The sequence below is a fragment of the Lawsonella clevelandensis genome (genome assembly GCF_001293125.1).
Lineage (GTDB): Bacteria > Actinomycetota > Actinomycetes > Mycobacteriales > Mycobacteriaceae > Lawsonella > Lawsonella clevelandensis.
Genome location: NZ_CP009312.1, coordinates 1,519,188 through 1,543,632, shown reverse-complemented (window position 1 = coordinate 1,543,632; position 24,445 = coordinate 1,519,188). Strand labels below are relative to the sequence as shown.

Here is a 24,445-nt window from a genome sequence, read left to right as displayed (position 1 = left end):
ATTCGACGGAATGGCTCTGCAGTAAATACCCACATGCCTCTATAGCGTCGTCACCCTCCCCCATTACCCATGGCCTGCCGAAAGCACCACGTGGGAAAGGGCTTCGAGGAATGACTCCGCCTGAAAGGACACCCCTTGTATTACAGCAACGGCAACTACGAAGCGTTTGCGCATCCCCGTAAACCCGAAGGCATTGATGAGAAGAGTGCCTACATTGTTGGCGCTGGCCTCGCCGGCCTGTCTGCCGCAGCATTCCTGGTTCGTGACGCCCAGATGGATGGATCCCGCATCACTATTCTGGAATCCATGTCACTTCCCGGCGGAGCCTGTGACGGCATCAAAGACCCCACCAAAGGGTTCATCATTCGCGGTGGACGCGAAATGGAAAACCACTTTGAGTGTCTCTGGGATCTCTTCCGCTCTATCCCCTCAGTAGAAACCGAGGGTGTCTCTGTCTTGGACGAGTACTACTGGCTCAACAAAGACGACCCCAACTACTCGCTCTGCCGCGCCACCGTCCAGCAAGGTCTGGACGCCCAGACCAACGGAAAGTTTGCGCTCTCCGACAAGGCCTCCCGCAGCATCATGAAGCTCTTCCTCTCCAAAGAGGAGCAGCTTGACCACAAGAAGATCACGGACGTTCTCGACCCAGAATTCTTCGAATCGAACTTCTGGCTCTACTGGCGCACAATGTTCGCTTTCGAACCCTGGCACTCCGCCATTGAAATGCGCCGTTACCTACAGCGTTTCATTCACCATATTGGTGGTCTCCCGGACTTCACGGCGCTGAAATTCACTAAGTTCAACCAGTTCGAGTCTCTCATCAAGCCGCTGGTGGAATACCTCCGTGCGGCTGGAGTGAACTTCCAGTTCGACACCACCGTCAGCAATGTGAAATTCGACATCCGCGGTGAGAAGAAGACGGCTGTGCAGATCGTCGGTACTCACAACGGGAATCCCATGACGATCGACCTCACCAAGAATGACCTCGTCTTCATCACCAATGGTTCCTGCACCGAGGGATCCGCCAACGGCGACCATAACACCCCCGCGGCCTTCAATACCGAGCCCGTGGGATGCTGGGAAATGTGGCGCAACATCGCTAAACAGCACGATTCTTTCGGCAACCCAGAGAGGTACTGCACCCAAACCGACCTCACCAACTGGGAATCTGCAACCCTCACTACCCTGGACGGCAAGATTCGCCCCTATATCGAGAAGATTACGAAGCGCGACGCGCTCTCCGGACGTGTTGTTACCGGCGGTATTGTCACTGTGAAGGACTCTAACTGGCTGATGTCCTGGACCATCAACCGCCAGCCGCACTTCAAGGCACAGACCGACGACCAGATTGTGGTGTGGATCTATAGCCTCTTTACCGATCGCCCGGGCGACTACATCAAGAAGCCGATGCGCGACTGCACTGGCGAGGAGATCACCGCCGAGTGGCTTTACCACATTGGGGTGCCGCAAGAGGAGATCCCCGAGATGGCAGCTCACTCTGCCCACTGTATCCCGGTTATGATGCCCTTTATTACTGCTTTCTTTATGCCACGCGAAAACAGCGACCGGCCCAAGGTAGTCCCGGACGGCTCCCAGAACTTCGCCTTCATCGGCCAGTTCGCCGAGATCCCCCGCGACACCATCTTCACCACCGAGTACTCTGTCCGCTCCGGTATGGAGTCCGTCTACACCCTCTGTGGCGTAGACCGTGGTGTTCCTGAAGTGTTCGGCTCCGTCTATGACGTCCGTACCCTCATGGCGTCCACCGTCAAGATGATGGATGGTAAAACCCCACTCCAGAAGATCCCCGGGTTCCTCCGTCGTCCGCTGGTGACGTTCCTGGACAAGACAGTTATTGGCGAGGTTATGCGACGCTATAGCTTCCTGCCGGAGTAATTCCGAGAAGGACTTCTAGCGCGGCTGATCCCCCACTGCACTGGGCTCCTGTATCGCCGACAATAGAGAATCCGCCCCTGGTTCATGGTGTGACCGGGGGCGGATTCTCTACGTAATGGAGCGGGCCTGCTCTGGCAATACCGACAACGTACGCCGCTGTGGGAACCCGTCTGAGCGGAATTTTGGCTGCAGTGAGAATTAATCGCGGCGGATGTCGCCGTTCACTGCTACCACCTGGGAGCGGGTGATGCCCAACATGAAGAGAACCTCATCTAGATAGGGGAAGTTGACGGAGTTGTCGGCCACTGTGCGCAACGCGGGCTTGGCGTTGAACGCTATACCCATGCCGGCGGTCTTCAACATGTCGATGTCGTTGGCGCCGTCTCCCACTGCCACGGTTTGCGAAAGGGGGATGCGCTCTTGCGCAGCGAATTCTTTGAGCGCTTCGGCTTTTCCGGCACGGTCGACGATAGCCCCGTTGACCTTGCCGGTAAGGATCCCATCCTTAATGTCGAGTTGGTTGGCGCGCATGAAGTCCAGGTCCAGGCTCTTCGCCAAGGGGGCAATAACCTGGTTAAAACCACCGGACACAACACCGCACTTGAAGCCGAGGTGCTTTAGGGTGCGAATAGTGGTGCGCGCCCCAGGGGTCAGCACGATGGACTGGGAGACCTCGTCGATAATGCTGGCGGGAAGCCCTTCTAGGGTGGCAACGCGTTCACGAAGGGACTCTGCAAAGTCAATCTCGCCGCGCATAGCGCGGTCGGTAATCTCCTTCACTTCGGCTTCCTTACCGGCGTGTGCGGCCAGCATTTCAATGACTTCACCCTGGATGAGAGTGGAATCAACGTCAAAGACGATGAGGCGCTGGGCACGGCGGGCGTGGGCATTCGGTTCGAAGGAAATATCGACGCCCAGTTCAGTGGACAGTTTGGCAAGGGCAACGCGAATACCAGAGATACGCTCGCCGGAGGCACTGCGGGCCACAATCTGCAACGAAATGCCGGTGACCGGATAGTCTGCGATGCCGTTAATCGTGGCAATGTTGACGCCCAGTTCAGCGAGCGTTCCTGCGATTCGGGAGAAGGCTTCTGCAGTGACGGGACGGCCCAGGATGAGAATGGTATGGGTGGCGTTGGCGGCGGAACCGACCGGGTCGGAGCCGATTTCAATGTCCACGTCCATGCCCAATGCTGTCATCCCGTTTTCAATATCGGTGACGAGTGCCCCACAGTGCGGGAGACGCTCGATGAGCGCGGTGAGGATGAGGCGGCCACGGATGACCACCTGCTGGACATCGAGGAGAACGGCGTCGTGTTGGCCGAGGATGCCCATTAGGGCGGACGTAATGCCGGGCTTATCCCGTCCGGTGACGGTGACGAGAACAGTATCCGCTTTCTTCATGCTGCGTCCTTATATCGCGGTGAAGCTCGATAGATCTTATTGTTCCTGGCCAGATGCAGGAGGTCAAAAGCTGACGCCCTGCCTTCCCCGGCAGGGCGTCAGTGTGTTTTGAGTTAGAGCATGCAGGACACGCAGCCTTCAACTTCTGTTCCTTCCAGCGCCATCTGGCGGAGGCGGATGTAGTAGAGAGACTTAATACCCTTGGAGTATGCGTAGATCTGGGCCTTGTTAATATCGCGGGTGGTGGCGGTATCGGGGAAGAAGAGGGTGAGAGACAGACCCTGATCCACATGCTGGGTGGCCATCGCGTAGGTGTCGACGATGGGCTTGTATCCCAGTTCGTAGGCGTCGGTGTAGTACTCCAGGTTGTCGTTTGTCATGAACGGGGCCGGGTAGTAGACGCGGCCGATCTTGCCTTCCTTGCGAATTTCAATCTTGGAGACGATCGGGTGGATCGAGGAAGTGGAGTTGTTGATGTAAGAGATGGAGCCAGTGGGCGGGATTGCCTGTAGGTTCTGGTTGTAGATACCGTCCTGCATGATGTCCTCGCGGAGTTTCTTCCAGTCCTCCTGAGTAGGAATCTGGATGCTGGACTTCGCGAAGAGTTCTTTGGCTTTGTCGGTGACGGGGGCCCATTCCTTCTCGATGTATTTGTCGAAGAACTCGCCGGTGGCGTACTTGGACTTCTCGAAGTTGAGGAAGCGGCTGTTACGTTCTACCGCCAGCTGATGTGAGGCCTTGAGGGCGTAGTAGAGGACACTGCAGAAGTAGATGTTGGTGAAGTCGAGGGCTTCTTCGGAGCCATAGTGGACGCATTCGCGGGCGAGGTAGCCGTGAAGATTCATCTGGCCGAGGCCGATGGCGTGGCCTTCGGAGTTAGCTCGAGCGATGGATGGTACCGACTGGATGTTGGTCTGGTCGGAGACGGCGGTGAGGGCGCGGATAGCGGTTTCCACGGATTTACCGAAGTCGGGGGAATCCATGGCCATAGCGACGTTCATGGAGCCGAGGTTACAGCTGATGTCGCGACCGATGTGTGAGTAGCTGAGGTCGTCGTTGTAGGTGGAGGGGGTGGACACCTGCAGAATCTCGGAGCAGAGGTTCGACATAGTGATTTTCCCCTCGATGGGGTTCGCGCGGTTGGCGGTGTCTTCGTAGACGATGTAGGGGTAACCGGACTCGAACTGGATGGTGGCGAGGGTCTGGAAGAACTTGCGGGCGTTGATCTTGTATTTCTTGATTCGCTGGTCGTCGACCATTTCGCGGTACTTCTCAGTGACATTGATGTCGGAGAAGGCCTTACCGTAGACACGTTCGACGTCGTACGGACTGAAGAGGTACATGTCCTCGTTCTTGCGGGCAAGCTCGAAGGTGATGTCAGGAATGACGACACCGAGTGAGAGGGACTTGATGCGGATCTTCTCGTCGGCGTTTTCGCGTTTGGTGTCGAGGAACCGCATGATGTCGGGGTGGTGCGCGTGTAGGTAGACAGCACCGGCACCTTGACGAGCACCCAACTGGTTGGCGTAGGAGAAGGCGTCTTCCAGCAGTTTCATGACGGGAATGACGCCGGAGGACTGGTTTTCGATGCGCTTGATGGGGGCGCCTTGTTCACGCAGGTTGGTGAGGAGGAGGGCGACGCCGCCGCCACGCTTGGAGAGCTGCAGGGAGGAGTTAATGGCGCGTCCGATGGACTCCATGTTGTCTTCAATGCGCAACAAGAAGCAGGAGACGGGTTCACCACGTTGCTTCTTGCCTTCGTTGAGGAAGGTGGGAGTGGCGGGCTGCAGGCGGCCAGTGATGATTTCTTCGACGAGGTCGCGAGCCATCTGCTCGTTGCCTTCAGCGAGTGCAAGGGCCACCATGCATACGCGGTCTTCGTAGCGTTCTAGGTAGCGGCTGCCGTCAAAGGTTTTCAGCGTGTAGCTGGTGTAGTACTTGTAGGCACCCAGGAATGTCTTGAAGCGGAAGCGATGGGCGTAGGCCTGTTGGAAAAGGCTCTTGATGAAGTCGAAGGAGTATCGATTGATCACGTCTTCTTCGTAGTAGTCGTTTTCCAGGAGGAATTCGAGCTTCTCCTTGAGAGTGTGGAAGAAGACAGTGTTCTGGTTGACGTGCTGGAGGAAGAATTGGCGGGCTGCTTCCTGGTCGGACTCGAAGCGAATCTGTCCGTTCTCGTCATAGATATTCAGCATCGCGTTCAGCGAGTGGTAATCAAGGGGCTGTCCATGTTCATCGGTCAGGATCTTCTTTTCGCCCATGGTCGTTCTTCTCTCCTCTGCCTCGTAGGTTCTGCGGTCGATCGGGTTCGCTGGTGTGGTTACCTGATCATTTTTAGCATTAGGGTGTAATACACGCGTCAACGCCGCCAACTACACATGTGCTATGCGATGACGGCGTTGCGGTTGCGGCTGCAACGGGAAGGTGACGGGTGCCTCCTCGCTCGGTACGCGGTACTGCGTAGGCGGTTAGGCAGCCTGTACGGCGTACTTGTTGATGAGGTCCGGGCGGAAGCCGCTCCAGTGGGTTTCTTCGGTGACGACGACTGGTGCCTGCAGGTAACCGAGGGCCAGGACGTATTCACGGGCTTCATCGTCGAGGGAAATGTCCACCAGTTCGAATTCGATACCGGCGTTATTGAGGGCCTTTTGGGTGGCCTTGCACTGCATACAAGCGGGCTTGGTGTAGACGGTGACGCTCACAGTAATCCTTCACTGACGACATCTGACTCACATCAATGTGACTAACACTGAAAACACTATAACTTGTGCGAAAATTCCGCCAGTAGCACTATATGTAGGAATTACAAAAGTGAAATTCCCATGTCGATGTCTCACATTTTAGGATTTAGCCGTGAAAGTCGAGAATGGCGATTCACATCTTGCGTTCACCGGACTAACAAAGATGTGATTCCGGCTACAGGGATTGCCATCATCGGCATGTGATATACATCACATTAGAAGAAAAAGTGCTGGTCTAGGCGCTAATTTCACCCATAGAGAGCACGTCTACCCCCTCCCCCCAATGGCCTGCACCTAACAAAAAGAGCGTGAGCACAAATGCTCACGCTCTTTTCTCTCAACGCTAAGAATTAGCCCTGACGGCCTTTGAACCGGGGATCCTTCTTATTGATGACATAAAGCTTGCCGCGGCGACGCACAACCTGAGCGCCCGGCTTGTTCTTCAGCGACCGGAGGGAATTACGGACCTTCATGCGGACGCTCCTTTCTTAAGCCAATGAATAAGTCTCCACGTCGGTCGGTTCCGCGCGGCATAACCGCAGCGCCGACTGACACACTCGGAAAAGCTTACCGGATTTCTCCAGCTACTCCAAAGTGAGGAACAGTAGGCTACTACCCGTCAGCCGGTTCACTCTGCGCAGCACAACGCAGGCGGAACCCTTCCTCGATCTCCGGCAACGACCGATTCTTCGTCTCCGGAATCATCTTGAACACAAAACTGAAGGCCAACACACAGAGCACTGCAAACACCAGGAACGTCCAGGCGCCACCAATGCTCTCCAGAAGCGGCGGGAAACACATGGCCACCACAAAGTTCATCAGCCACAGCGCCAGACCAGCGATACCCATACCAATGCCACGCACCGCCGACGGGATAAGCTCAGACACCAACAGCCACGTCGCCACCGATACCGCAGACTGCTGGAACACCATGAAGAGACCCATCAGCCCCAGCATCAAGCCGGACGCCCACAGTTCATCAGTCGGCGCCAGCCAATACACCAGCGTCAACGCCAGCAACGACACCGCCGTACCAGCAAGTCCACCCAACAGCAGCGGACGACGCCCAACCTTGTCAACGATCGACAAACCAATCCAGCACGACACCACCGACACGACACCAATAAGAATGGACCCGAACACCGCATTCTGGCTTGTCCAACCCACATTCTTCAACATCGTCGGAGCGTAGTAGACAATAGCATTCACACCCGTCACCTGCTGAATCATCGCGACCATAATGGCGATACCCATCACCATCTTGATCCACGGAGTACCCAAGGCAGACCACTCGGACTTCTTATCCTTCTTCGCGGCAACCGCCTGAGCTAAAGCCGCCAGCTCTTCATCAACATGCTCAAGATCGTCCCCACGCCGCAGGTGACGTAGCACTGCAGCCGCATCGTCAACCATGTTATGCAGCAGGTAATACACAGGAGAGTCCGGAAGGAGGTATGTTCCAATGGCCAACACAATGGCCGGCACAACTCCCAGCCCCAGCATCAGACGCCAATTTTCCGACGGTGCCAACGCCGAGTTCACGCCATACGCGATAAGCTGCCCCACCACGATCATGAGAGAGTTCAGTGTTGCCAAACGGCCACGCACACCGCGCGGAGCAATCTCAGAAATGTACATCGGGACGATGATGGACGCACCACCAACTGCCACACCCAGAATGAAGCGTGAGATCGACAGAGACACCGTTGCCACAGCAGCTGAAGCTCCACCTGAGAACGCACAGGCAAGCGACGCCACAATAAAGAGAATGCCCGCCCAGAACACTGCCCAGCGGCGGCCAATAGCATCCGCGAGCCGACCACCCGAGAGGGCACCCACTGCAGCGCCCACCATCAAGATGGAGGTGATGAGCCCTTCTTGAGTAGCAGACATGTCAAACGTGGGTTTAATAAAGAGCAGAGCGCCCGACATCACGCCGGTGTCATAGCCAAAAAGAATGCCGCCCAGTGCGGCAATAGTCGATACCAGCCCGATGCTAGAAGTGCGATGCTGGACACTCGCGCGCTTAGGCGCGGTCTGATCAGTGGTTGCGGTCATACCTGGAATTCTCGCAAGGACCAGAAGCAACCGAGCGGTTAAAAGCGGAAACACAGCGGAAATAATGGAGCGCTAAGCTAGCTCTATGACTACTCTTCGCGATCGCATCATCGCAGAACTACACGTGAAGCCCACCATCGACCCCACTGAAGAGATCCGCACTCGCATCGATTTTCTCAAAAACTATGCACGCGCCACCGGCTCCCACGGGTACGTCCTCGGCATCAGTGGCGGCCAAGACTCCACCCTGGCGGGGCGACTAGGGCAGCTTGCTGCTGAAGAACTGCGTGCCGAAGGTTACCACGCTGAGTTCATTGCCATGCGTCTCCCCTACGGTGTGCAAGCCGATGAAGACGATGCCCAGCGCGCCTTGCATTTCATCCAGCCCGACACATCTCTGGTGGTCAACATCAAGGAAGCAACCGACGCAGCTGTCGCGGCAGCATGCACTGCACTAGATGGAGAAGAGATCAGCGACTTCGTACGTGGGAATGTGAAGGCCCGACAGCGCATGGTTGCGCAATACACGGTCGCCGGACAACGACGGTACCTGGTTATCGGCACCGACCATGCGGCCGAAGCCGTCACCGGGTTCTTCACGAAATTCGGTGACGGCGGCGCCGACCTCACTCCCCTCAGCGGACTAACTAAACGCCAAGGCGCCGCCCTCCTACAACAGCTCGGCGCCCCCGCCTCCACCTGGGAGAAAATCCCCACAGCAGACCTGGAAGACGACCGCCCGGCACTCCCCGATGAAACAGCTCTAGGCGTCACGTACCGGGACATTGACGACTACCTAGAAGGAGTCGCAGACGCACCAAGTGCGGAAGCCTGCGACACAATCGAAGCGCACTTCACACGATCCCAACACAAACGCACCGTCCCAGTGGCACCCTACGACACCTGGTGGCGGAGTTAGCGTGACCGAGTCGTTTTATCGCCATAGCTACTCCAATCCCGTGCCAAAAGTAAGCCTAAAGATTTCACCATCTGCCCACTATGAATGAGCCTAAAATGTGCAACTACCTGCACAAATAAAGATAATCCCAGGTCAGTAGCGACCTGGGATTTTCCGTTTTGTGGAGCTAACGGGACTCGAACCCGTGACCCCCACACTGCCAGTGTGGTGCGCTACCAGCTGCGCCATAGCCCCAGTGCCTTTCGGCTGCTGTAGTTAAGTTACACCACTTCGCGAGAGCTCACCAAATCGGCAGGTCACAGGGGCGCGGTTAACGTGGAGGCGACGGCGAGAAAGACGACATGCAACACGTTCGTAAATACGAAAGCGCCCCGGGAATACTCCCAGGGCGCTTCACTCGCGTTACTTCTTCTCCGCGGAGTAGAGCGAGGTGACCCAGTCGGGGCGGCTGGTGTCGATGTGCTTACCGTTGAGGAAAGCGGCCGGGGTACCACCCTGGCCGTCCATACGGTCGTTGAGAGCCTTCAGATTAGCGCGACCCATAGTGGCGGCACGCATGGTGTCGACGTCTCCAGACTTAATCTTGGAGATGACCTCGCCTTTGGCACCTGCCATCTCGGCTTTCTCGGCCAATTCGGCGTTGGTCGGTTCTGGTACACCAGCACCCTCCGGAGGGGCAGTGTGCCAGAGGATGGAGTGGAAACGGAATGCACTTTCGGCATCTCCAGTGAGGGCTACTGTAAGGAGAGCTGCGTTAGCACGGGTGGAGTACTGTGTGGTGCCCTGCGAGTTGAGGAAGTCCATCAGGTGGAGTCGGAGCACTACCTGGTTGGAGTGGATGGCGTCGGCGAGTTCGGCGCCATGCATCTTTTCCAGCTCAGAACAGCCGGGGCAACGAGGATCCTCGAACATTTCAAGAATCTTCGCATCCTTTTTTGCGTTGTTGGAGCGGAACTCGATGTAGTTCTCGGTGACCTTCACAGAAGAGTCTTTAATAGCAACATCGGAGCCATTTTGACTGTCTTGGTTGCTCTTCACACCCATGTAGATACCCACAGCGACAATGGCCGCTACGACGATGACAACCAGCAAGCCCCACAGCCAGCCGTAGCTCTTCTTATTGGAAGGCACGTACTTAGACGGAGTAGAGGTGCGGCGACGCTTATCTTTTTTCTTTTCCACGGGGGGAACCTTTCATAGGACAACTGTGGGCACGCACACAGTCGAGTTAGGGATGACGACGGAGGGGGGCACGGCTTCCCGGTTCCACTGCCAGGGGGGTGTGGGGGAAGCAGGCCAGCCACACGGCGAACACCATAAAGGCGAGATCGCGGGCGATTTCTGAGAGGTACGTGAGGTGGTTAGCAGAGGCGTCGTATCCGCCGCCGCCAAAGCAACCACAGTCAATCTGTAGTCCTCGCGCCCAGGCCTGCACGATCATCACAATAAACACGGCAAAGACAACAGCAGAGACTATCGCCATCCACTGGTTTTTGATACCCAGAAGAAGGAAGATACCGAGCAGGATCTCCAATGCTGGCAGCATGAAAGCGACACTTGGCACTGCCCAGTCCGGCAACACTTGGTAGGCCCGGACCGCTACCCGGGTCTCCATCATGTCGCTGGCTTTAAGCGAGCCTGACACAATCCAAATGGCTGCCAGCGCTAGGCGAGCTAGGAGTGATACCCAGTTGACCCAGGGGCGCACCGCCAAATCGCGGTCCTCCCCAGACTGTGTCTCTGGGGCGCTCGTAGCGTTTTCTACAGTGGTCACGGCTTCTATCCTAGCGAGGAACCGTCAATTCGTCGCTTCTAGCTGCCGAGCGCCGCAGACACGACCTGCTGCGCTTCTTCCTGCACCTGGGCCAGATGTTCTTCACTGAGGAAGGATTCCGCGTAGACCTTATAGATATCCTCGGTGCCGGACGGACGTGCGGCAAACCAGGCATGCTCGGTGGCAACCTTCAAACCACCGATAGCAGCACCATTTCCGGGGGCTTCGGTAAGCTTCGCAACAATCGGCTCGCCAGCAAGTTCGGTGGCCGTCACCTGCTCCGGAGAGAGTTTTGCTAGGGTGGCCTTCTCTTCCCGGCTAGCGGGCGCATCCATACGGGCGTAGCAGGGTGCCCCAAACTCCTCTGTGAGTTTGGCGTAATGCTGACTGGGGGTTTTACCGGTCACGGCAAGAATCTCAGAGGCGAGAAGAGCAAGGATGATGCCGTCCTTGTCGGTAGACCACACGGAGGCATCCTTGCAGAGGAAGGACGCACCCGCAGATTCTTCACCACCGAAGCCCAGTGAACCGTCGAAGAGGCCGGGCACAAACCACTTGAAGCCCACCGGCACCTCCACCAGAGTTCGTCCCAGACTATCCACGACTCGGTCGATCATGGAGGAAGACACCAGGGTCTTTCCTACTCCGCACGAGCCCCACCCGGGGCGATGCGCGAAGAGGTATTGAATGGCGGTCGCCAGGTAGTGGTTGGGGTTCATCAGCCCGGCATCGAAGGTGACGATGCCGTGTCGGTCGGCATCGGCATCATTGCCGGTGGCGATATCGAAGGGGGCTCGCCCGAGGGGATCCTTCTGCTCCATGCGGGAGGTGAGAGAGGCCATGGCGTAGGGTGACGAGCAGTCCATACGAATCTTGCCGTCATGATCTACCGTCATAAATGACCACGCAGGATCCACACTGGGGTTCACCACGGTCAAGGAGAGATCGTACTGTTCCCCAATGGCTCCCCAGTAATCCACCGATGCGCCGCCTAGGGGGTCAGCCCCAATACGGACGCCAGCTCCGCGGATGGTCTCGAGATCTAGTACTAGGCCGAGGTCATGGACGTACATGTCGAGGTAGTCGAAGGGCACTTTGCGGCTGGCATCCGGCTGGCCTGGTTGTCCCAGCTGGTCGAGAGCGCAGCGAGCCACGCCCTGCAAGGAGGCGCGCAGGTACTCGTTGGCGCGGTCGGCAATCCAGGAGGTGGTGTTGGTATCAGCGGGACCGCCGGAGGGTGGGTTGTATTTAAAACCGCCGTCGGTGGGAGGGTTATGGGAGGGGGTGACGACGATGCCATCGGCGCGGTCGCCAGCGGTGCCGGTCACACCGCCGGGCAGCTCGGCGTTGTGCCGCAGAATGGCGCGAGAGACTGCCGGGGTAGGGGTGAAACGATCGCGTGCATCGACCATCACCGTTACACCATTAGCAAGTAGTACTTCGAGGGCACTGTCCTGGGCGGGGCCGGACAGCGCATGGGTGTCTTTGCCAATGTAGAGGGGGCCGGTGTAGCCCATCTTACGGCGGTAGTCGACAATAGCTTGAGTGGTCGCCAGGATGTGGTTTTCGTTGAAAGAACCGTTAACGGAGGTGCCACGATGACCCGAGGTGCCGAAGGCTACCTGCTGGTGAGGATCATCGGGATCTGGGGTGATGTCGTAGTAGCAGTCGAGGACATGCTGCACATCAATGAGGTCAGCGGGGTCAGCGGGAAGACCAGCACGAGGATGCATTTCTCACTCCGTAAGCGATAGTCGGTGTCTTCTTCCATGGTGCCCTTTTCACACAGATTCTGCATGGGTTATTTCCTCCCTAGTGGGGGTGGAATTGCCATAACCGGGGTACGCATAACCGGGTTGCCCGAACGGAGGGCCCCCGTATTCCTGAGGATTGCCTTGTGGAGGCACTTCTTGCCCCGGATCAGTGTGGTGCTCAGTGTTCTGCCAGCCAGACGGTGTTGTCACGGGAGCTCCCCCAGGGCAATAGTTTCCCCCGCACTACACGCTGTTGAGAAGGTATTCGCGCACTGTCCCACGTGTAGCACTCGACGTCAAAGGTACACGGCTATAGACACACTGGGTTACAGGTGCGCAAGTATTTCCCCAGAAAGAATCTACACTTCAAGTTCTTCTACAAGCCCCGAGTCCAGATGGTAAAGCGCTGCACGAATGGCCAGCACCCCTGCCTGCCAAAGTCCGGTCAGCGCGGGCATCTCTCGCAGCTTGTGCACCACAAATTGAGCATTACGGCGTGAGTAATCACTGGGATCCTTCAGTCCGTCTCGCCTTGCTTCTGCAACAATAGGGGCCACACGTGCCACAATCTCCGGCAAGTACGATTCCGACTCCGTAGTTTCCGCTACCACTCGCGTGAACTCAGTCTTCGCCAACAGCCCAGGGGGAGAAGCCTCGCCATCTCCGAAGGTCTCTGCGGTGATGACGGAAGAACCCGTCACAATCATGCCTCCTGCCCCTATAGTGGCATCCGCATCTAAACCCTCAAGAGCGGACGAAATGTCCTTCTCAGCTACTATCTCCCCGCTATCCAAGGCATCCATAGCGGCTGCTACTGCACCACAGTTAGTGTGGCTCATCACCACCACGTGACGTATTCCCAGGTTCACCACCCCGAACTCAATGGAGGCCAACACCATGTCGTCGAGTGTCAGCCCCGCCGTGCGAACGCTAAACAGCTCACCTAACTGGGCATCAAAGACAATCTCCGGTGGCACTCGAGAATCGGAGCAGGAAACAATAACTGTATGTGGATGCTGCTCAGCTACCAGACTCTCCCTCATGTCAACAGAATATCCACTAAAGCGAGACTTACCTTCAGCAAACCGACGGTTGCCATCAATGAGCTGGGACCACACGTTATTTTCACTGGTCATAGCGGTTGTAGCACACCCTTCGCGGAGAAGAAAAGGCTTCCTTTATACTGCCAACATGCCTAATACAGTTGAATACATACTTCTCATTTGTGCACTAGTACTGTTGGGTGTCCGTTGTGTATTGTTCACGGGCGTCCACTTCTACCACCGCGAACACACTCCGCCTTTCACTCCCTTTCGTACTACCTTGTCGGAATACGGAACGGGAGAGGGCCGGCCGATGTTCACAGCAATGGGAATGGTGACACTCCTAGCCTACGTTCTTATTGCCGTGAGCTTGGGAATTTCGCACATAGCGAGCTGGCCCTGGCTTGTTCTTCTTGCCTTCGCTATCTGGAGTCAGTTCATGCTGTTTCTCTTCCCGATGGATGACCTGACTCAGGAGGCACGTACCCGCACCGGAAAACTCCACAGCATTTTCGCCCTTCTTGGATTCATTCTCTTCTACATCTTCGTCATCTTCGTTCCACTTTCCGCGAGCTGGGCACAGTCCGGTTGGATCACCTCCGCGGTTGTGCTCACCCACCTGGGGTTCTGGTCAATGCTGCTCGTGGCCGTAATACCCGCTCTCCGCTGCGTTGTCGGACTCGCAGAACGCATCTATCTTATCGCTGTTCCATACTGGTTCCTTGCCGTCGCAGCACTCTGGCTTGCTACTGGATACTAGGTATGGCTGCTAGCTAGGAACCCAACAATTTTCATCCCCTTCCCTTCTCTCCCCCACGTTATTCCTCGCACGATCCCCCATAGCGTTTCTCATGGAAGTGGGCCGGGATAGACAACGAACTGTGAAAGATCATTGTCGACGCTTCGTCTCAATATCTGCGCATTTCATTAGGATTACCGCAACAGAAAAGGATTCGTGACTACACCCCTATAAAGAAGCGGTCTCCACCAAGATCGAGTACACCGCAGACCTCCACAATGAGATCGGCTGGAACTGCAGACGTCAAAATCCTTCGCTAGAAGGCAAACAAGGCTCTCAACACCTTCTGCTATGACGGTCTTTCCTCACCACGTGCCGCCTCACACCATGGAGCGGCACGCTGGTCTCGCCTCTCATGAACCCTCATCCTAACCACTGGGAAGAATTCCACTGCTACGATCGTTACGATAAGTGAACTTCGTCACAGATGTAGCCCACTAGTGGAAGGACCTCCCGTGGCCCCTCCCCGACGCCTCATCACCGGCGTCACCGCAGCAACCATCAGCCTTCTTCCCCTCAGCGCATGTGGAGATCACAGCATCTACGCTTCCAGCGATGCCACCGAATCAAGAACCGATACCACCACCACTAAAACCACCTCCCGCGCGAACGACCACTACGACTACCGAAGCAGCACTGAACGGAGCTCCTATCGCCGTTCCCACCGGAACAGTGACGCTGATGGCCAGGCCTACACACCGCGGAGCATCCAACGTACTCGCACCAGCGCCGCACCCACCACCACGACTCTCACGACAACCCAAGTGCGGCCCGCTCCCCCAGACGGCCAATCAGACTCTCATATCTATCACAGCAGCAAAGAATGGGGGTGGCTCAGCTACCCCGGCAAAGTCGTCCCCGGTGGGCTGATACTCAACATCACCCAGAACAAACAGTGCTCCGTAGGATGGATTGTCGGACGCGAACAACGCCGCTTTATCCTCACCGCTGGCCACTGTGGAAGCGTCCGCGACCAATTCGCAGTCTCTGACCAGTCCGGCAACCGCGCCATTATCGGAGAAATGGTGGAATCAGCTTTCCTCAAAACCGGTGGCACAGACTACGGCCTCATTGAGCTCTACAGCCTTAAATACGTTGACGCGAAACCGCCTTTCCAACAGATTCTCAAAGGCTGGGGTGACGTCGTCTGGCTCGACAAGCAACACCCCCGCGTCTGCCACCTCGGCTACCGCACCGGCCAGTCTTGTGGTGCCTACCTTGGCTACAACCAAACCGGTATCTTCCAATTCCGTGGCTACGTCGATAGTGGCGACTCTGGCGGCCCGGTCTACGCCGTCATCGACAACGAGCTCTATGCCGTCGGTATTATCTCGTACCGCCAACCTGCCGATGCCACCCATGTGAGCGCCCAAGATATTAGCCCAGCCATGAAGCGGTGGGGTCTCACCATCTACCGCTCATAACTTCCCTGCTCTCACCGCACGGCCTAGGTATACGCTAATAAGGTTCCCCAAACGGCGCACCGTGCCCGGTAACTTCCCGTGGAGGTTTTAGTTATCCCTCCAAATTCCCCGGCTGGCATAGTGTTCTACCCCTTTGCCGTGCCACTTTTGTGCCACTTTTTAGTCTAAACCTGTCCCCCACTGTCCACAATGGATTATAATAAAAACATGCAACTACCAGTGGAAATAAAGAAAATCCCTGGTCATTTATGACCAGGGATTTTCCGTATTGTGGAGCTGCCGGGAATTGAACCCGGGTCCTCCGCAGCTTTGTCAGGACTTCTCCGTGCGCAGTGAACTACGCCATTACTTGGTTCTCTGGAACACGCTCACAAGTCCAGAAGGCGAACCCAGCTACTGTTAGATGTCCTGTGAGCTGCCGTAGCCGCAGCTCACAGTAAGCCCCCTTGATGATGTGGGACAACACCGGATCGGAGACACTTCCGGGCCCACAGACTAGCCGTCGCTATTAGGCAGCGAGAGCGTAGTCGCGCTGAGTATTATCGGCGCTTAATAGTTTGCTACGACGCTCACGGTGGTCTCTAGCCTGCACCGGCACGCTTCTCCCGACGCAACATACGCAGTCGAAACCGTTCAGCCCCTTGAAAACCAAAAGGCTATCACCTGAACCCAGGTGACACTTCAGGATACGCCAAAACGTGACTTCTCTCAACAGTCTGCTATAGGGATCGAGTCTGTAGTAGGGGAAGACCGTCTAGACACACCGAACTACACCCGTGCATACATGGCAAAAAGTGTCAAGAAAACAACTAACCAAATGTAGCTTAGGGCTTATTTTACCACTTTACACTGTACCTATGAGCAACCATCATCTTCATGCGGGCCATGTCACCACTTTAGTGAGCTCACTCGCCCTCATTGCCAGCCTGTCATTCCCCGCCCATGCGACACCGTCGCCAACTAACGAGCTGCCCACCACCCCGTCATCTACCAGGACTACTCCCTCTCCCACAGGTGTCCGCCTCATACATCGCGACATGAACTCCAGTGACGCTCTCCCCTGGGCTGGACCTGGCAACAACCCCTCCGTCACCTTCTCTATTCCTTTTGGCGCTTGCTCCACTGCCTTTCAGACATCCACGAAGATGACGATCGCTCTCTGTACCAAATATGTGGGTCTCCGGCATGGCATTACCCCCATAGCCCCAACTGTGGTCCTTATGGATCCACATACCGCCCGGCCACTAGCCACCTGGGAACTGCGCAAGAATGGACTCTTGGGTGGCGTTTACGGCTACCTTGATAAACAGGACCGAGTGGTAATGACGGAGGGCAACAAGCTGTTGAAAATAGCCTTCCGGGCAGTCGAACAGCCTTCCGCTACCCGCCAATGGGAGTTCTACGTCGATGAGTCCACCACCATCCCCGGACTCCCCGAAACCGTAAGTATTGCGGGAGTGATACCCGATGAAGCCGGAAACACCTGGTTCTCCACCTCCGACGCGCTGGTGGGAAGCATCACTCCCGCTGGAAAAGTCCGCACCCTACAGTTGGGAAATGGAGAGCGCGTCGCCAACGGTCTCACCCCGCGTCCTAACGGTGTGTCAGTCCTTACCACCCACAAACTGTGGGAGATTAGCGGCCCCGTCCCCAAAGTCAAATGGGCACGAGCATACGACCGCGGACGAGCGCGTAAAGCAGGACAACTCTCCTGGGGCTCTGGCACCACACCTACATTTTTCGGCCCGAACCACTCCCGGGTAGCGATTGTCGACAGCGCAGATTTCACACCGCGGTTGCTGGTCTTCGATGCGGAAACAGGCCGCACAATCTGCACGATGCCGGCCTTCCGAGCTCCTAACCAGGGCACAGAGAATTCCATCATGGCCCATGGCAATAGCTTGTGGATTCCCTCCACCTACGGCTTTACCTACCCCAAGCTGGCTGTAGAGGGCCCACAATTCCCAGAAAAAGCCACTTTCCTGGGTGGACTGACCCGCATTGACCTAGTGAACGACCGCTGCGTGCGACGGTGGGAGAACATGCACCGCATCAGCACGTTGCCAATGCTCACGCTCAAAGACTTCCGCATCTGGTCGCTCACGACCGACCTCGACTCGACGCGCGTATGGGTTGTCTCGGTGGACGCTCGCACCGGTAGGGAGACCTCCCGGACGCCTGTAGGATGGCTGCCTTTCGATGAACCAATGCAGCTAACAGGCATGATCACCCCAGACGGGGTGATGTGGCAGGGAACCGCGACTCGGATGCTGCGTATCGCCCCGCAGTAGCCTCACGTTCGTCACATACACGGCTGCCCCGCAAAAAACTTGCGGGCAGCACCATCATAGTCACTTATCCGCGCATCCCTTTGACGCGTCGGCCAAGCTCACGAATAACATCGCGTTCCGCCTGGCGGCGGGCCATATCCTGACGCTTGTCATGGGCTTGCTTGCCGGCGGCTAATCCCAATTCAATCTTGCAAAGACCATCTTTGAAATACATTTTGAGCGGCACCAGGGTAAGGTGTCCGTCTCGGACTTTACCCTGCAGATAGTCAATTTCACGCCGGTGGGCGAGCAGCTTACGGGTACGCCGCGGAGAGTGGTTAGTCCACGTCCCGTAGGAATACTCGGGGATGTGGAGGCCTCGCAGCCACAGCTCACCGTCCTCAATGGATGCCCACGCGTCGACCAGCGACGCTTTCCCCTCCCGCAGACTCTTTACCTCGGTGCCGACGAGCATGATGCCCACCTCGTAGGTGTCCAGAATGGTGTAGTTGTGGCGGGCAGCCCGGTTGGTGGCGACAGTGAAATTGCCACCATTCTTTGCCGCCTCAGCTGCTTTCTTCTGCTGAGCTTTCTTGGACTTCGCGCCCACCTATCTACACCACCTAGCGACGAACATACAAGGGCAGCACCAGCACGGATGCCAGCGCGGAACCAACAATAGCGACGAAAATAAGAATAGGAGACACCAACCCAACATCAGCCACAGTAATCTGGGCGATGGCACGGCCTTCCCACACATTCTTCAACAACGGGGTAAGGATCCAGGCGTGGACGGCAAATAGTCCAGCAATCGCCACCAGTGCACCAATAAAGGAACTCAGCACCACTTCCAGTGAGAAGGGAGCGGTAACGGTGGTGCGGCTAGCCCCAACCAGCCGCATAATCTGGGTGGTCTTCCGACGGTTGAATGCTGCCATCTGCACCATATTGGCAATGAGTGCTAGCGCACCCAGACCAAGGAATGCGGCTAAAGTGTAGGCGGCATTGCGGGTAAGATCAAGGAAGCTGAAGAGGCGGTTAATGAGCTCGCGAGAGTCCGAAATGTAGATAGCGGGCTGTCCGTTGCGAGCTTGCACAGCCGGCTGCGCAACCTTCGGGAAGCGGGAAACCGTGGCTTCCACAGGGGTTGAGTCGGTGTCTTCACCATTCAGCTTTACCAGCAGCGTACCGGGCATGGCACGCACATCGGCACGGTCGAAGATCTCTGCTGTATCCGCGCGGGCTGTTTTCTTTCCAACCTCCAGCGACTGCTGCTGGTCTCGGTAACGAACCGACTTCACGCCTTCCGTGTTGAGCAGGGCTTTGCGGAGGTCTCCGCATCCCTTCTTATCACAGTCGGGGTCCTTCACCGCCACACTGGGTTCGACAAAGATCGAGATCTCGGTGCGGTCTACCCACTCCTGCTTGGAATTGTCTGCCATGCCGGCGATAAGAATACCCACACCCAACATGACTAGAGAAATGGAGGCGGTGACAATCATGGCGAAGGTAATAGCGAGGTTGCGGCGGAGTCCACGGAAAGCCTCACCGAACAGGAATTTCACGTTCATTGCTGCCCCTCCTTAGATACGTCCGTAGACGCCGGACATTTCGTCGCGGAAAACTTTGCCGTGGCGCATTTCGACGACGTGCTGGCGGAGATCGTTCACAATGCGGTCGTCGTGGGTGGCCATGAGGATGGTAGTACCTGTGCGGTTGATCTTTTGCAGCAGGGTGACGATTTCGTCGCTGATCGAGCGGTCCAGATTACCGGTCGGCTCGTCGGCTAGCAGTACCAGCGGGTGGTTGACGAAAGCTCGGGCGATCGCAACACGCTGCTGCTCACCACCGGAGAGCTCATTGGGGAAACGCCGCCCCTTGCCCGCCAAACCGACCATATCGAGTGCCTCGGGAACAGCTTCTTTGATGAAGCGGTCCCGCTTGCCGATCACGCGCAGGGCGAAAGCCACATTTTCCTCCACCGTCATGCGTTCTAACAGGCGATAGTCCTGGAATACACAACCAATATTCCGACGGTAACGCGAAATTGCTCCACCGCGCAGCTTATCGACACGCTGTCCTGCCACAGTAATGGTGCCGGAGCGGATCTTCTGGTCTGCCAACAGCATTGACAACACCGTGGACTTGCCCGAACCAGAGGGGCCAATAATGAAGGCGAACTCACCTTTGGCTACCTGGAAACTGACATTGTCGAGCGCCGGGCGCGTAGCACCTCGGTATTCGACTGAGACATTCTGAACATCGATCATCACGGTTATCACTCTAAAAGGTTCGCAGGGCCTGTCGCCACAGGACGCACGGAGACAGGATGGAAACTCGCTCTACTGCGCTGGTGACGACTCGGGTACTGGGCGAGAATCCGAGGGTTGGGTTGAGCCAGAATCACCGAATGGTGGGAAGAGAGGCTGGCGGGTGGTCTCGCTAGTACTCCCCGACTCGTCCCCTGGGGAAGGCTCCGTTGTCAGCTCGTTGGAGGACAACGATGAAGAGCTTTCCGAACTCTTGGGAGAGATTGTCGGCGAGCTCGACTGTTGCTGCTGCATCTGCTTTTGGTATTCCTCCCACGGGATAATGGGGATCGGCTGCACGGTACTGCTCGTCGGAGTCGGCTGGAAGAGCTCAAAGCGAGTGGAACCGTGCAGGTAAGCATAGGTGCCGAGGAGAGCCACAAACAGTACTGCGAGCACGATCGTGGAGATAACTTCGCCGCGGTGCTCCCGTTCCCGCTGCTCCCCCCAGTGGAGGCCAAAGCTATGTTCCTCGCGCACCGCGTCCTTCTCCGTTGATAACTGCTCCCGGCTGTTGCCAGCGGTGACGCCTTCATGGACTCCGCTCATGTTCTGCTGGTTACGCTCCGTCATGCGTCCTCCCCCTTTTCTTCGCTCTGCGGCGCACTCGTGGATAATTCCCCGCTGGTGCCCACTGCCTGCACCTGGTCAGAATCCACTCCGAGGCCTGCCAGGCAATGGGCAACTCGCACACGTAATTCCCGGGATACCTCAAACTGCTTTCCGGGCAGCGAGCGGGCGACGATACGCAGCACTGTTTCCTCTGCCCCGATCTCCTCCACACCGATCACGGTGGGTTTGTCGAGGAGCAGATCACGGAACTGCTGGTCGTGGATAATGTCATCACATAGCCTATGCAGACTGTGGGTAGCCGGGACAATGTACTGGTTGCGGACGGGCACATCCACCACTGCGCGCGCCCAGTCCTTCGACCGGTTGATGGTTTTCACAATCTGACCATTGGGTACCGTCACCACTTCACCATCAGCGGTCCGAACCCGGGTGATACGCAAGGTGACGTCCTCCACGGTTCCCTCCGCCGGTTCGCTACATCCCGTCACCCAAATGGTGACCACATCGCCGTAGCCGTAGTGGCGTTCCGTCACCACAAAGAATCCCGCCAGGAAATCTTGCACCACGCGCTGTGCACCAAAACCAAGAGCAGCGCCAAGGACTGTGGCGGGTGCCACCAGAGTGGTGAGGGAAATTCCCAAGCGATCCACCACACCCACTGCTGCCACTACCACGATGAGTGCCACCACTACATAGGTGATGACCTGCGCTACCGCGTAGCGATGCTTCGCCGTTTCAGATTGCACCAGGCTATCGCGGTTTTCTTCACCTTGTGCGATGCTCCGCGTGACTCGCCGGCTAACGAATCCCGCCAGCCGAGCCAAGAGAATAGATCCGATAACGATAAGGAGAATCTGTATTCCTTGGGTCCCGAGCCAGGACAATATTGACGCCCACGTGGGGTTAGACATGCCGATCCTTCCTGCGTCCATGCACCTACTAGGGGCCTGCAGCGGTCGCTGCACGAACCCGGTGGAGACAGGTCTGCTGCCTCTCCAGAAGATACCAGCGAGGGTTGGTGAAAAAGTAGCTACATCCAGCTTAACGGGCACACGGCGGAGGCGCCTACGGCTGAGGTAGTTCCGCGCAGTTAGTTCTTTGCATCCGCCCCACCATTAGCACGCCACCGGATTCCTGCTTCTAGGAAACCATCCAGATCCCCATCCAGTACTGCCTGCGGGTTATTGACCTCGTAGCTCGTACGGAGATCTTTGACCATCTGGTAGGGGTGCAGCACGTAGGAGCGCATCTGATTACCCCAGCTAGCGTTGCCACCAGCCCCCAACTCACGCAGCGCGTCCTTCTCTTCTTGCCGTTTCTTTTCCAACAGTCGGGACTGCAGCACAGCCATGGCGGCCACCTTATTCTGCAGCTGCGACTTCTCGTTCTGGCAGGTGACAACAATTCCAGTAGGAAGATGTGTGATGCGCACTGCCGAGTCAGTAGTGTTCACCGACTGGCCACCAGGCCCGGATGACCGGTACACATCCACTCGGATGTCAGAATCTGGCACATCAATATGGTCGGTTTGCTCGACTACCGGCAGTACCTCTACCTCCGCGAATGAGGTTTGGCGCCGGTGTGCGTTATCGAAGGGACTCAGTCTCACAAGGCGATGGGTACCCTGTTCCACCGACAGTGTGCCGTAGGCATAGGGTTCATGCACCACGAAGGTAGCGGACTTAATACCCGCCTCTTCCGCGTAGGACGTGTCGTACACATCCACCTTGGCACCACGTTTCTCCGCCCAACGAATGTACATGCGCAAAAGCATCTCCGCGAAGTCCGCAGCATCCACGCCACCGGCACCGGATCGAATATTGACGACGGCATCACGCTCATCCAGTTCGCCAGAGAGCAGAGTGGTCACTTCCGTCGACTCAATATCTCCGCGCAGCCCGGCGCGCTCATCGTCGGCAAGCGCGACTGCATCCTGCTGTGCGCTGGGGTTCTCTTCTTCCTCTGCCAGTTCGTACATGATGGGGAGGTCGTTGAGGCGGTCGCGCAGCGCCGTCACTTTCCGCAGCTGTGCCTGTACTTGGGAGAGCTGGCTGGTGACGTGTTGTGCGTGCTCCTGGTCATTCCACAGGTCAGGGTCGGCGGCTTTCTGTTCCAGTTCGTCGACTCGATGCTGGAGGGCTTCCGGGTCAAGTACTTTTTCGATAGAGGCGAGCCGGGTTTCCAGATCCTCAATGTCTGCGGAAATTTCAGGGGTCATATGGCCAGGATACCGGCTGTAGTACCGCAGGTGTTAGCCTCTCGGTGAGGTCCCGCTGGTGAGGACGAAGAGGGCAGAGTCGTGGGGGTTCACCTGCCGGGTGAGGGCACCTGTTAGTGTACCGGCGTGGCCACTCCATGCTTCCTGGTAGGTCCAGTGGCCAGCCAGACCGAGCTCCTGCGGGGTGACAGAGAGGACCAACGGGGTTTCAGAGACATTCGTCAACGACACCGCCCAGCGGTTGCCGGTGAGGGGACGCAACAGCACCCAACCGCGTTCCATGTGAACAGGAACAGCGGCACGGCCGAGCTGATCCTGGTCTACGCTCAGCATTAGCCGGTTGGTGAGGAGCTCGCGGGTCTCCGGGCTCATGGTACGGATGTCATTGCCGAGGATAAGCGGGGCCGCCAGCATGGCCCAGAGGGTAAGGTGGCTGCGCGATTCGGGGAGCGTCAACCCCCCATTTCCCACTTCCAACATGTCCGGGTCGTTCCAGGCGCCGGGTTGGGCATACTGTGCCAGCGGCAGGGTGAGGAGGGCGATGGTGGCCACACTCACCCAGTTGTCGGTGATATCCGCGGTGGTGCGCCATAGGTTGGCGACCTTCGGTATCCAGCTGGGGACAGGTTGTTGGGGCATGTTGTGGATGGAGTAGACGATGGGACGACCGGTAGCGCGCAGGGCCTGCGACATGGTGATGAAGGCATGCGAGGCGCTCACACCATCGACCTTTGACCAGCAGTCATCATATTTGAGGTAGTCCACTCCCCACCGGGCGAAGGTGCGCGCGTCCTGGTACTCGTGTCCGAGCGATCCCATTTCTCCCTCGTAGCTACCGCTCCAAGACGCACAGCTTCGTTTTCCAGGGTTCCCATAGATACCCAGCTTGAGTCCTTTGGCGTGAACATAGCGGGCCAGGCCGGGGATACCGTCGGGGAACCGTTGGGGATTCCAGGTGAGGTCTCCGTTGGGGAGCCGTTGGACGGCCTGCCAACAGTCGTCCACATTGACATAGCGGTAGCCCGCGTCTTTGAGCCCGCTGGATACCATAGCGTCGGCGATCTCTCTGATCTTCCATTGGTCGATGTCACAGCCAAATCTGTTCCAGCTCGACCACCCCATAGGTGGGGTGAGTGCCAGTCCGTTGTCGAGTGCGTGGGCGGACCCGCTGCCCAGTGTGGGGGTGACGATCGTGGCAGCGACTAGTGCCGCGCTGACGGCGATACGGAGGTGGCGGAAGGGGTGTGACACTCGTATTCT

The 24,445-nt window shown here is 57.2% G+C and carries 21 protein-coding genes, 1 tRNA gene and 1 other RNA gene; 5 read left to right on the top strand and 18 right to left on the bottom strand.

What is annotated here, in order from left to right; translation table 11 throughout:
- The first annotated feature begins 135 nt into the window (after positions 1–135).
- Entirely contained in the window at positions 136–1,899 is a 1,764-nt protein-coding gene (locus IY73_RS06525) for an oleate hydratase (RefSeq protein ID WP_053962376.1), read from the top strand.
- A gap of 198 nt (positions 1,900–2,097) precedes the next feature.
- Here the strand turns inward: IY73_RS06525 and serB are convergent, their stop codons facing one another.
- From serB to IY73_RS06500, 5 genes are all read right to left on the bottom strand, one after another.
- Positions 2,098–3,303 (bottom strand): phosphoserine phosphatase SerB, encoded by a 1,206-nt coding sequence (serB, locus tag IY73_RS06520; RefSeq protein WP_053962375.1) that lies wholly within the window; start codon positions 3,301–3,303, stop codon positions 2,098–2,100.
- Positions 3,304–3,416: 113 nt separating this feature from the next.
- Positions 3,417–5,564, bottom strand: coding sequence for a class 1b ribonucleoside-diphosphate reductase subunit alpha (gene nrdE / locus IY73_RS06515; RefSeq protein ID WP_053962374.1), 2,148 nt, complete (start codon positions 5,562–5,564; stop codon positions 3,417–3,419).
- Positions 5,565–5,771: 207 nt separating this feature from the next.
- Positions 5,772–6,005 carry a glutaredoxin-like protein NrdH gene (gene nrdH / locus IY73_RS06510; RefSeq protein ID WP_053962373.1) on the bottom strand — a complete coding sequence of 78 codons (234 nt, stop codon included), beginning with the start codon at positions 6,003–6,005 and terminating at the stop codon, positions 5,772–5,774.
- Between the two features lie 389 nt (positions 6,006–6,394).
- Positions 6,395–6,517, bottom strand: a complete 123-nt coding sequence (gene ykgO, locus IY73_RS06505; protein ID WP_053962372.1) for a type B 50S ribosomal protein L36 — start codon at positions 6,515–6,517, stop codon at positions 6,395–6,397.
- Positions 6,518–6,656: 139 nt separating this feature from the next.
- Complete coding sequence (locus tag IY73_RS06500; RefSeq protein WP_082345503.1) at positions 6,657–8,102, bottom strand: sugar porter family MFS transporter; 1,446 nt, start codon at positions 8,100–8,102, stop codon at positions 6,657–6,659.
- Positions 8,103–8,187: 85 nt separating this feature from the next.
- Between IY73_RS06500 and nadE the strand changes: the two genes are divergently transcribed.
- Positions 8,188–9,021: an ammonia-dependent NAD(+) synthetase gene (gene nadE / locus IY73_RS06495; RefSeq protein WP_053962371.1), complete on the top strand. Its 834-nt coding sequence runs from the start codon at positions 8,188–8,190 to the stop codon at positions 9,019–9,021.
- A gap of 161 nt (positions 9,022–9,182) precedes the next feature.
- On the opposite strand, the gene IY73_RS06490 is transcribed toward nadE, so the two are convergent.
- The 5 genes from IY73_RS06490 to IY73_RS06470 form a co-directional block, all read right to left on the bottom strand.
- Positions 9,183–9,255, bottom strand: a tRNA-Ala gene (locus IY73_RS06490).
- A gap of 168 nt (positions 9,256–9,423) precedes the next feature.
- On the bottom strand, positions 9,424–10,203 hold the full coding sequence (locus tag IY73_RS06485) for a DsbA family protein (RefSeq protein ID WP_053979108.1): 780 nt from the start codon (positions 10,201–10,203) through the stop codon (positions 9,424–9,426).
- Between the two features lie 46 nt (positions 10,204–10,249).
- Positions 10,250–10,729, bottom strand: a complete 480-nt coding sequence (locus tag IY73_RS06480; protein WP_096334793.1) for a MauE/DoxX family redox-associated membrane protein — start codon at positions 10,727–10,729, stop codon at positions 10,250–10,252.
- Positions 10,730–10,833: 104 nt separating this feature from the next.
- Positions 10,834–12,528, bottom strand: a complete 1,695-nt coding sequence (gene pgm / locus IY73_RS06475) for a phosphoglucomutase (alpha-D-glucose-1,6-bisphosphate-dependent) (RefSeq protein WP_053962369.1) — start codon at positions 12,526–12,528, stop codon at positions 10,834–10,836.
- Positions 12,529–12,908: 380 nt separating this feature from the next.
- On the bottom strand, positions 12,909–13,685 hold the full coding sequence (locus IY73_RS06470; RefSeq protein ID WP_053979107.1) for a carbonic anhydrase: 777 nt from the start codon (positions 13,683–13,685) through the stop codon (positions 12,909–12,911).
- Between the two features lie 55 nt (positions 13,686–13,740).
- On the opposite strand from IY73_RS06470, the gene IY73_RS08210 reads away from it, so the two are divergent.
- Entirely contained in the window at positions 13,741–14,352 is a 612-nt protein-coding gene (locus IY73_RS08210) for a DUF998 domain-containing protein (protein WP_158408653.1), read from the top strand.
- A gap of 494 nt (positions 14,353–14,846) precedes the next feature.
- Positions 14,847–15,815, top strand: a complete 969-nt coding sequence (locus IY73_RS06460; RefSeq protein WP_053979106.1) for a chymotrypsin family serine protease — start codon at positions 14,847–14,849, stop codon at positions 15,813–15,815.
- Positions 15,816–16,083: 268 nt separating this feature from the next.
- On the opposite strand, the gene ssrA is transcribed toward IY73_RS06460, so the two are convergent.
- Positions 16,084–16,456, bottom strand: a transfer-messenger RNA (tmRNA) gene (ssrA, locus tag IY73_RS08205).
- Positions 16,457–16,672: 216 nt separating this feature from the next.
- Between ssrA and IY73_RS06455 the strand changes: the two genes are divergently transcribed.
- Complete coding sequence (locus tag IY73_RS06455; protein WP_148565065.1) at positions 16,673–18,106, top strand: hypothetical protein; 1,434 nt, start codon at positions 16,673–16,675, stop codon at positions 18,104–18,106.
- Between the two features lie 64 nt (positions 18,107–18,170).
- Here the strand turns inward: IY73_RS06455 and smpB are convergent, their stop codons facing one another.
- The 7 genes from smpB to IY73_RS06420 all read right to left on the bottom strand — a co-directional run bounded on the left by smpB (position 18,171) and on the right by IY73_RS06420 (position 24,436).
- A complete protein-coding gene (gene smpB, locus IY73_RS06450) occupies positions 18,171–18,695 on the bottom strand; it encodes an SsrA-binding protein SmpB (RefSeq protein WP_053962363.1) in 525 nt (174 codons plus the stop codon).
- A gap of 13 nt (positions 18,696–18,708) precedes the next feature.
- Positions 18,709–19,656, bottom strand: a complete 948-nt coding sequence (locus IY73_RS06445) for a permease-like cell division protein FtsX (RefSeq protein WP_053962362.1) — start codon at positions 19,654–19,656, stop codon at positions 18,709–18,711.
- A 12-nt stretch (positions 19,657–19,668) separates the two neighbouring features.
- Positions 19,669–20,355 carry a cell division ATP-binding protein FtsE gene (locus IY73_RS06440; protein ID WP_053979104.1) on the bottom strand — a complete coding sequence of 229 codons (687 nt, stop codon included), beginning with the start codon at positions 20,353–20,355 and terminating at the stop codon, positions 19,669–19,671.
- 72 nt (positions 20,356–20,427) lie between these two features.
- The gene (locus IY73_RS06435; protein ID WP_053979103.1) at positions 20,428–20,967 is read right to left on the bottom strand and encodes a hypothetical protein; all 540 of its coding nucleotides are present in this window, start codon (positions 20,965–20,967) and stop codon (positions 20,428–20,430) included.
- Positions 20,964–21,878: a mechanosensitive ion channel family protein gene (locus IY73_RS06430; protein WP_053962359.1), complete on the bottom strand. Its 915-nt coding sequence runs from the start codon at positions 21,876–21,878 to the stop codon at positions 20,964–20,966. The genes IY73_RS06435 and IY73_RS06430 overlap by 4 nt, the downstream gene beginning before the upstream one ends.
- A 179-nt stretch (positions 21,879–22,057) precedes the next feature.
- A complete protein-coding gene (gene prfB / locus IY73_RS06425; RefSeq protein WP_053962358.1) occupies positions 22,058–23,185 on the bottom strand; it encodes a peptide chain release factor 2 in 1,128 nt (375 codons plus the stop codon).
- Positions 23,186–23,218: 33 nt separating this feature from the next.
- On the bottom strand, positions 23,219–24,436 hold the full coding sequence (locus tag IY73_RS06420) for a glycoside hydrolase family 27 protein (RefSeq protein ID WP_053979102.1): 1,218 nt from the start codon (positions 24,434–24,436) through the stop codon (positions 23,219–23,221).
- Positions 24,437–24,445 lie beyond the last annotated feature (9 nt).

What these genes read in the sequence shown, in the direction of transcription:
- serB (WP_053962375.1), bottom strand. Translation starts at nt 3,303, where the DNA reads ATGAAGAAAGCGGATACTGTTCTCGTCACCGTCACCGGACGGGATAAG.
- nrdE (WP_053962374.1), bottom strand. Translation starts at nt 5,564, where the DNA reads ATGGGCGAAAAGAAGATCCTGACCGATGAACATGGACAGCCCCTTGAT.
- ykgO (WP_053962372.1), bottom strand. Translation starts at nt 6,517, where the DNA reads ATGAAGGTCCGTAATTCCCTCCGGTCGCTGAAGAACAAGCCGGGCGCT.
- IY73_RS06500 (WP_082345503.1), bottom strand. Translation starts at nt 8,102, where the DNA reads ATGACCGCAACCACTGATCAGACCGCGCCTAAGCGCGCGAGTGTCCAG.
- nadE (WP_053962371.1), top strand. Translation starts at nt 8,188, where the DNA reads ATGACTACTCTTCGCGATCGCATCATCGCAGAACTACACGTGAAGCCC.
- pgm (WP_053962369.1), bottom strand. Translation starts at nt 12,528, where the DNA reads ATGCATCCTCGTGCTGGTCTTCCCGCTGACCCCGCTGACCTCATTGAT.
- IY73_RS06470 (WP_053979107.1), bottom strand. Translation starts at nt 13,685, where the DNA reads ATGACCAGTGAAAATAACGTGTGGTCCCAGCTCATTGATGGCAACCGT.
- IY73_RS08210 (WP_158408653.1), top strand. Translation starts at nt 13,741, where the DNA reads ATGCCTAATACAGTTGAATACATACTTCTCATTTGTGCACTAGTACTG.
- IY73_RS06455 (WP_148565065.1), top strand. Translation starts at nt 16,673, where the DNA reads ATGAGCAACCATCATCTTCATGCGGGCCATGTCACCACTTTAGTGAGC.
- IY73_RS06445 (WP_053962362.1), bottom strand. Translation starts at nt 19,656, where the DNA reads ATGAACGTGAAATTCCTGTTCGGTGAGGCTTTCCGTGGACTCCGCCGC.
- IY73_RS06440 (WP_053979104.1), bottom strand. Translation starts at nt 20,355, where the DNA reads ATGATCGATGTTCAGAATGTCTCAGTCGAATACCGAGGTGCTACGCGC.
- IY73_RS06435 (WP_053979103.1), bottom strand. Translation starts at nt 20,967, where the DNA reads ATGACGGAGCGTAACCAGCAGAACATGAGCGGAGTCCATGAAGGCGTC.
- IY73_RS06430 (WP_053962359.1), bottom strand. Translation starts at nt 21,878, where the DNA reads ATGTCTAACCCCACGTGGGCGTCAATATTGTCCTGGCTCGGGACCCAA.
- prfB (WP_053962358.1), bottom strand. Translation starts at nt 23,185, where the DNA reads ATGACCCCTGAAATTTCCGCAGACATTGAGGATCTGGAAACCCGGCTC.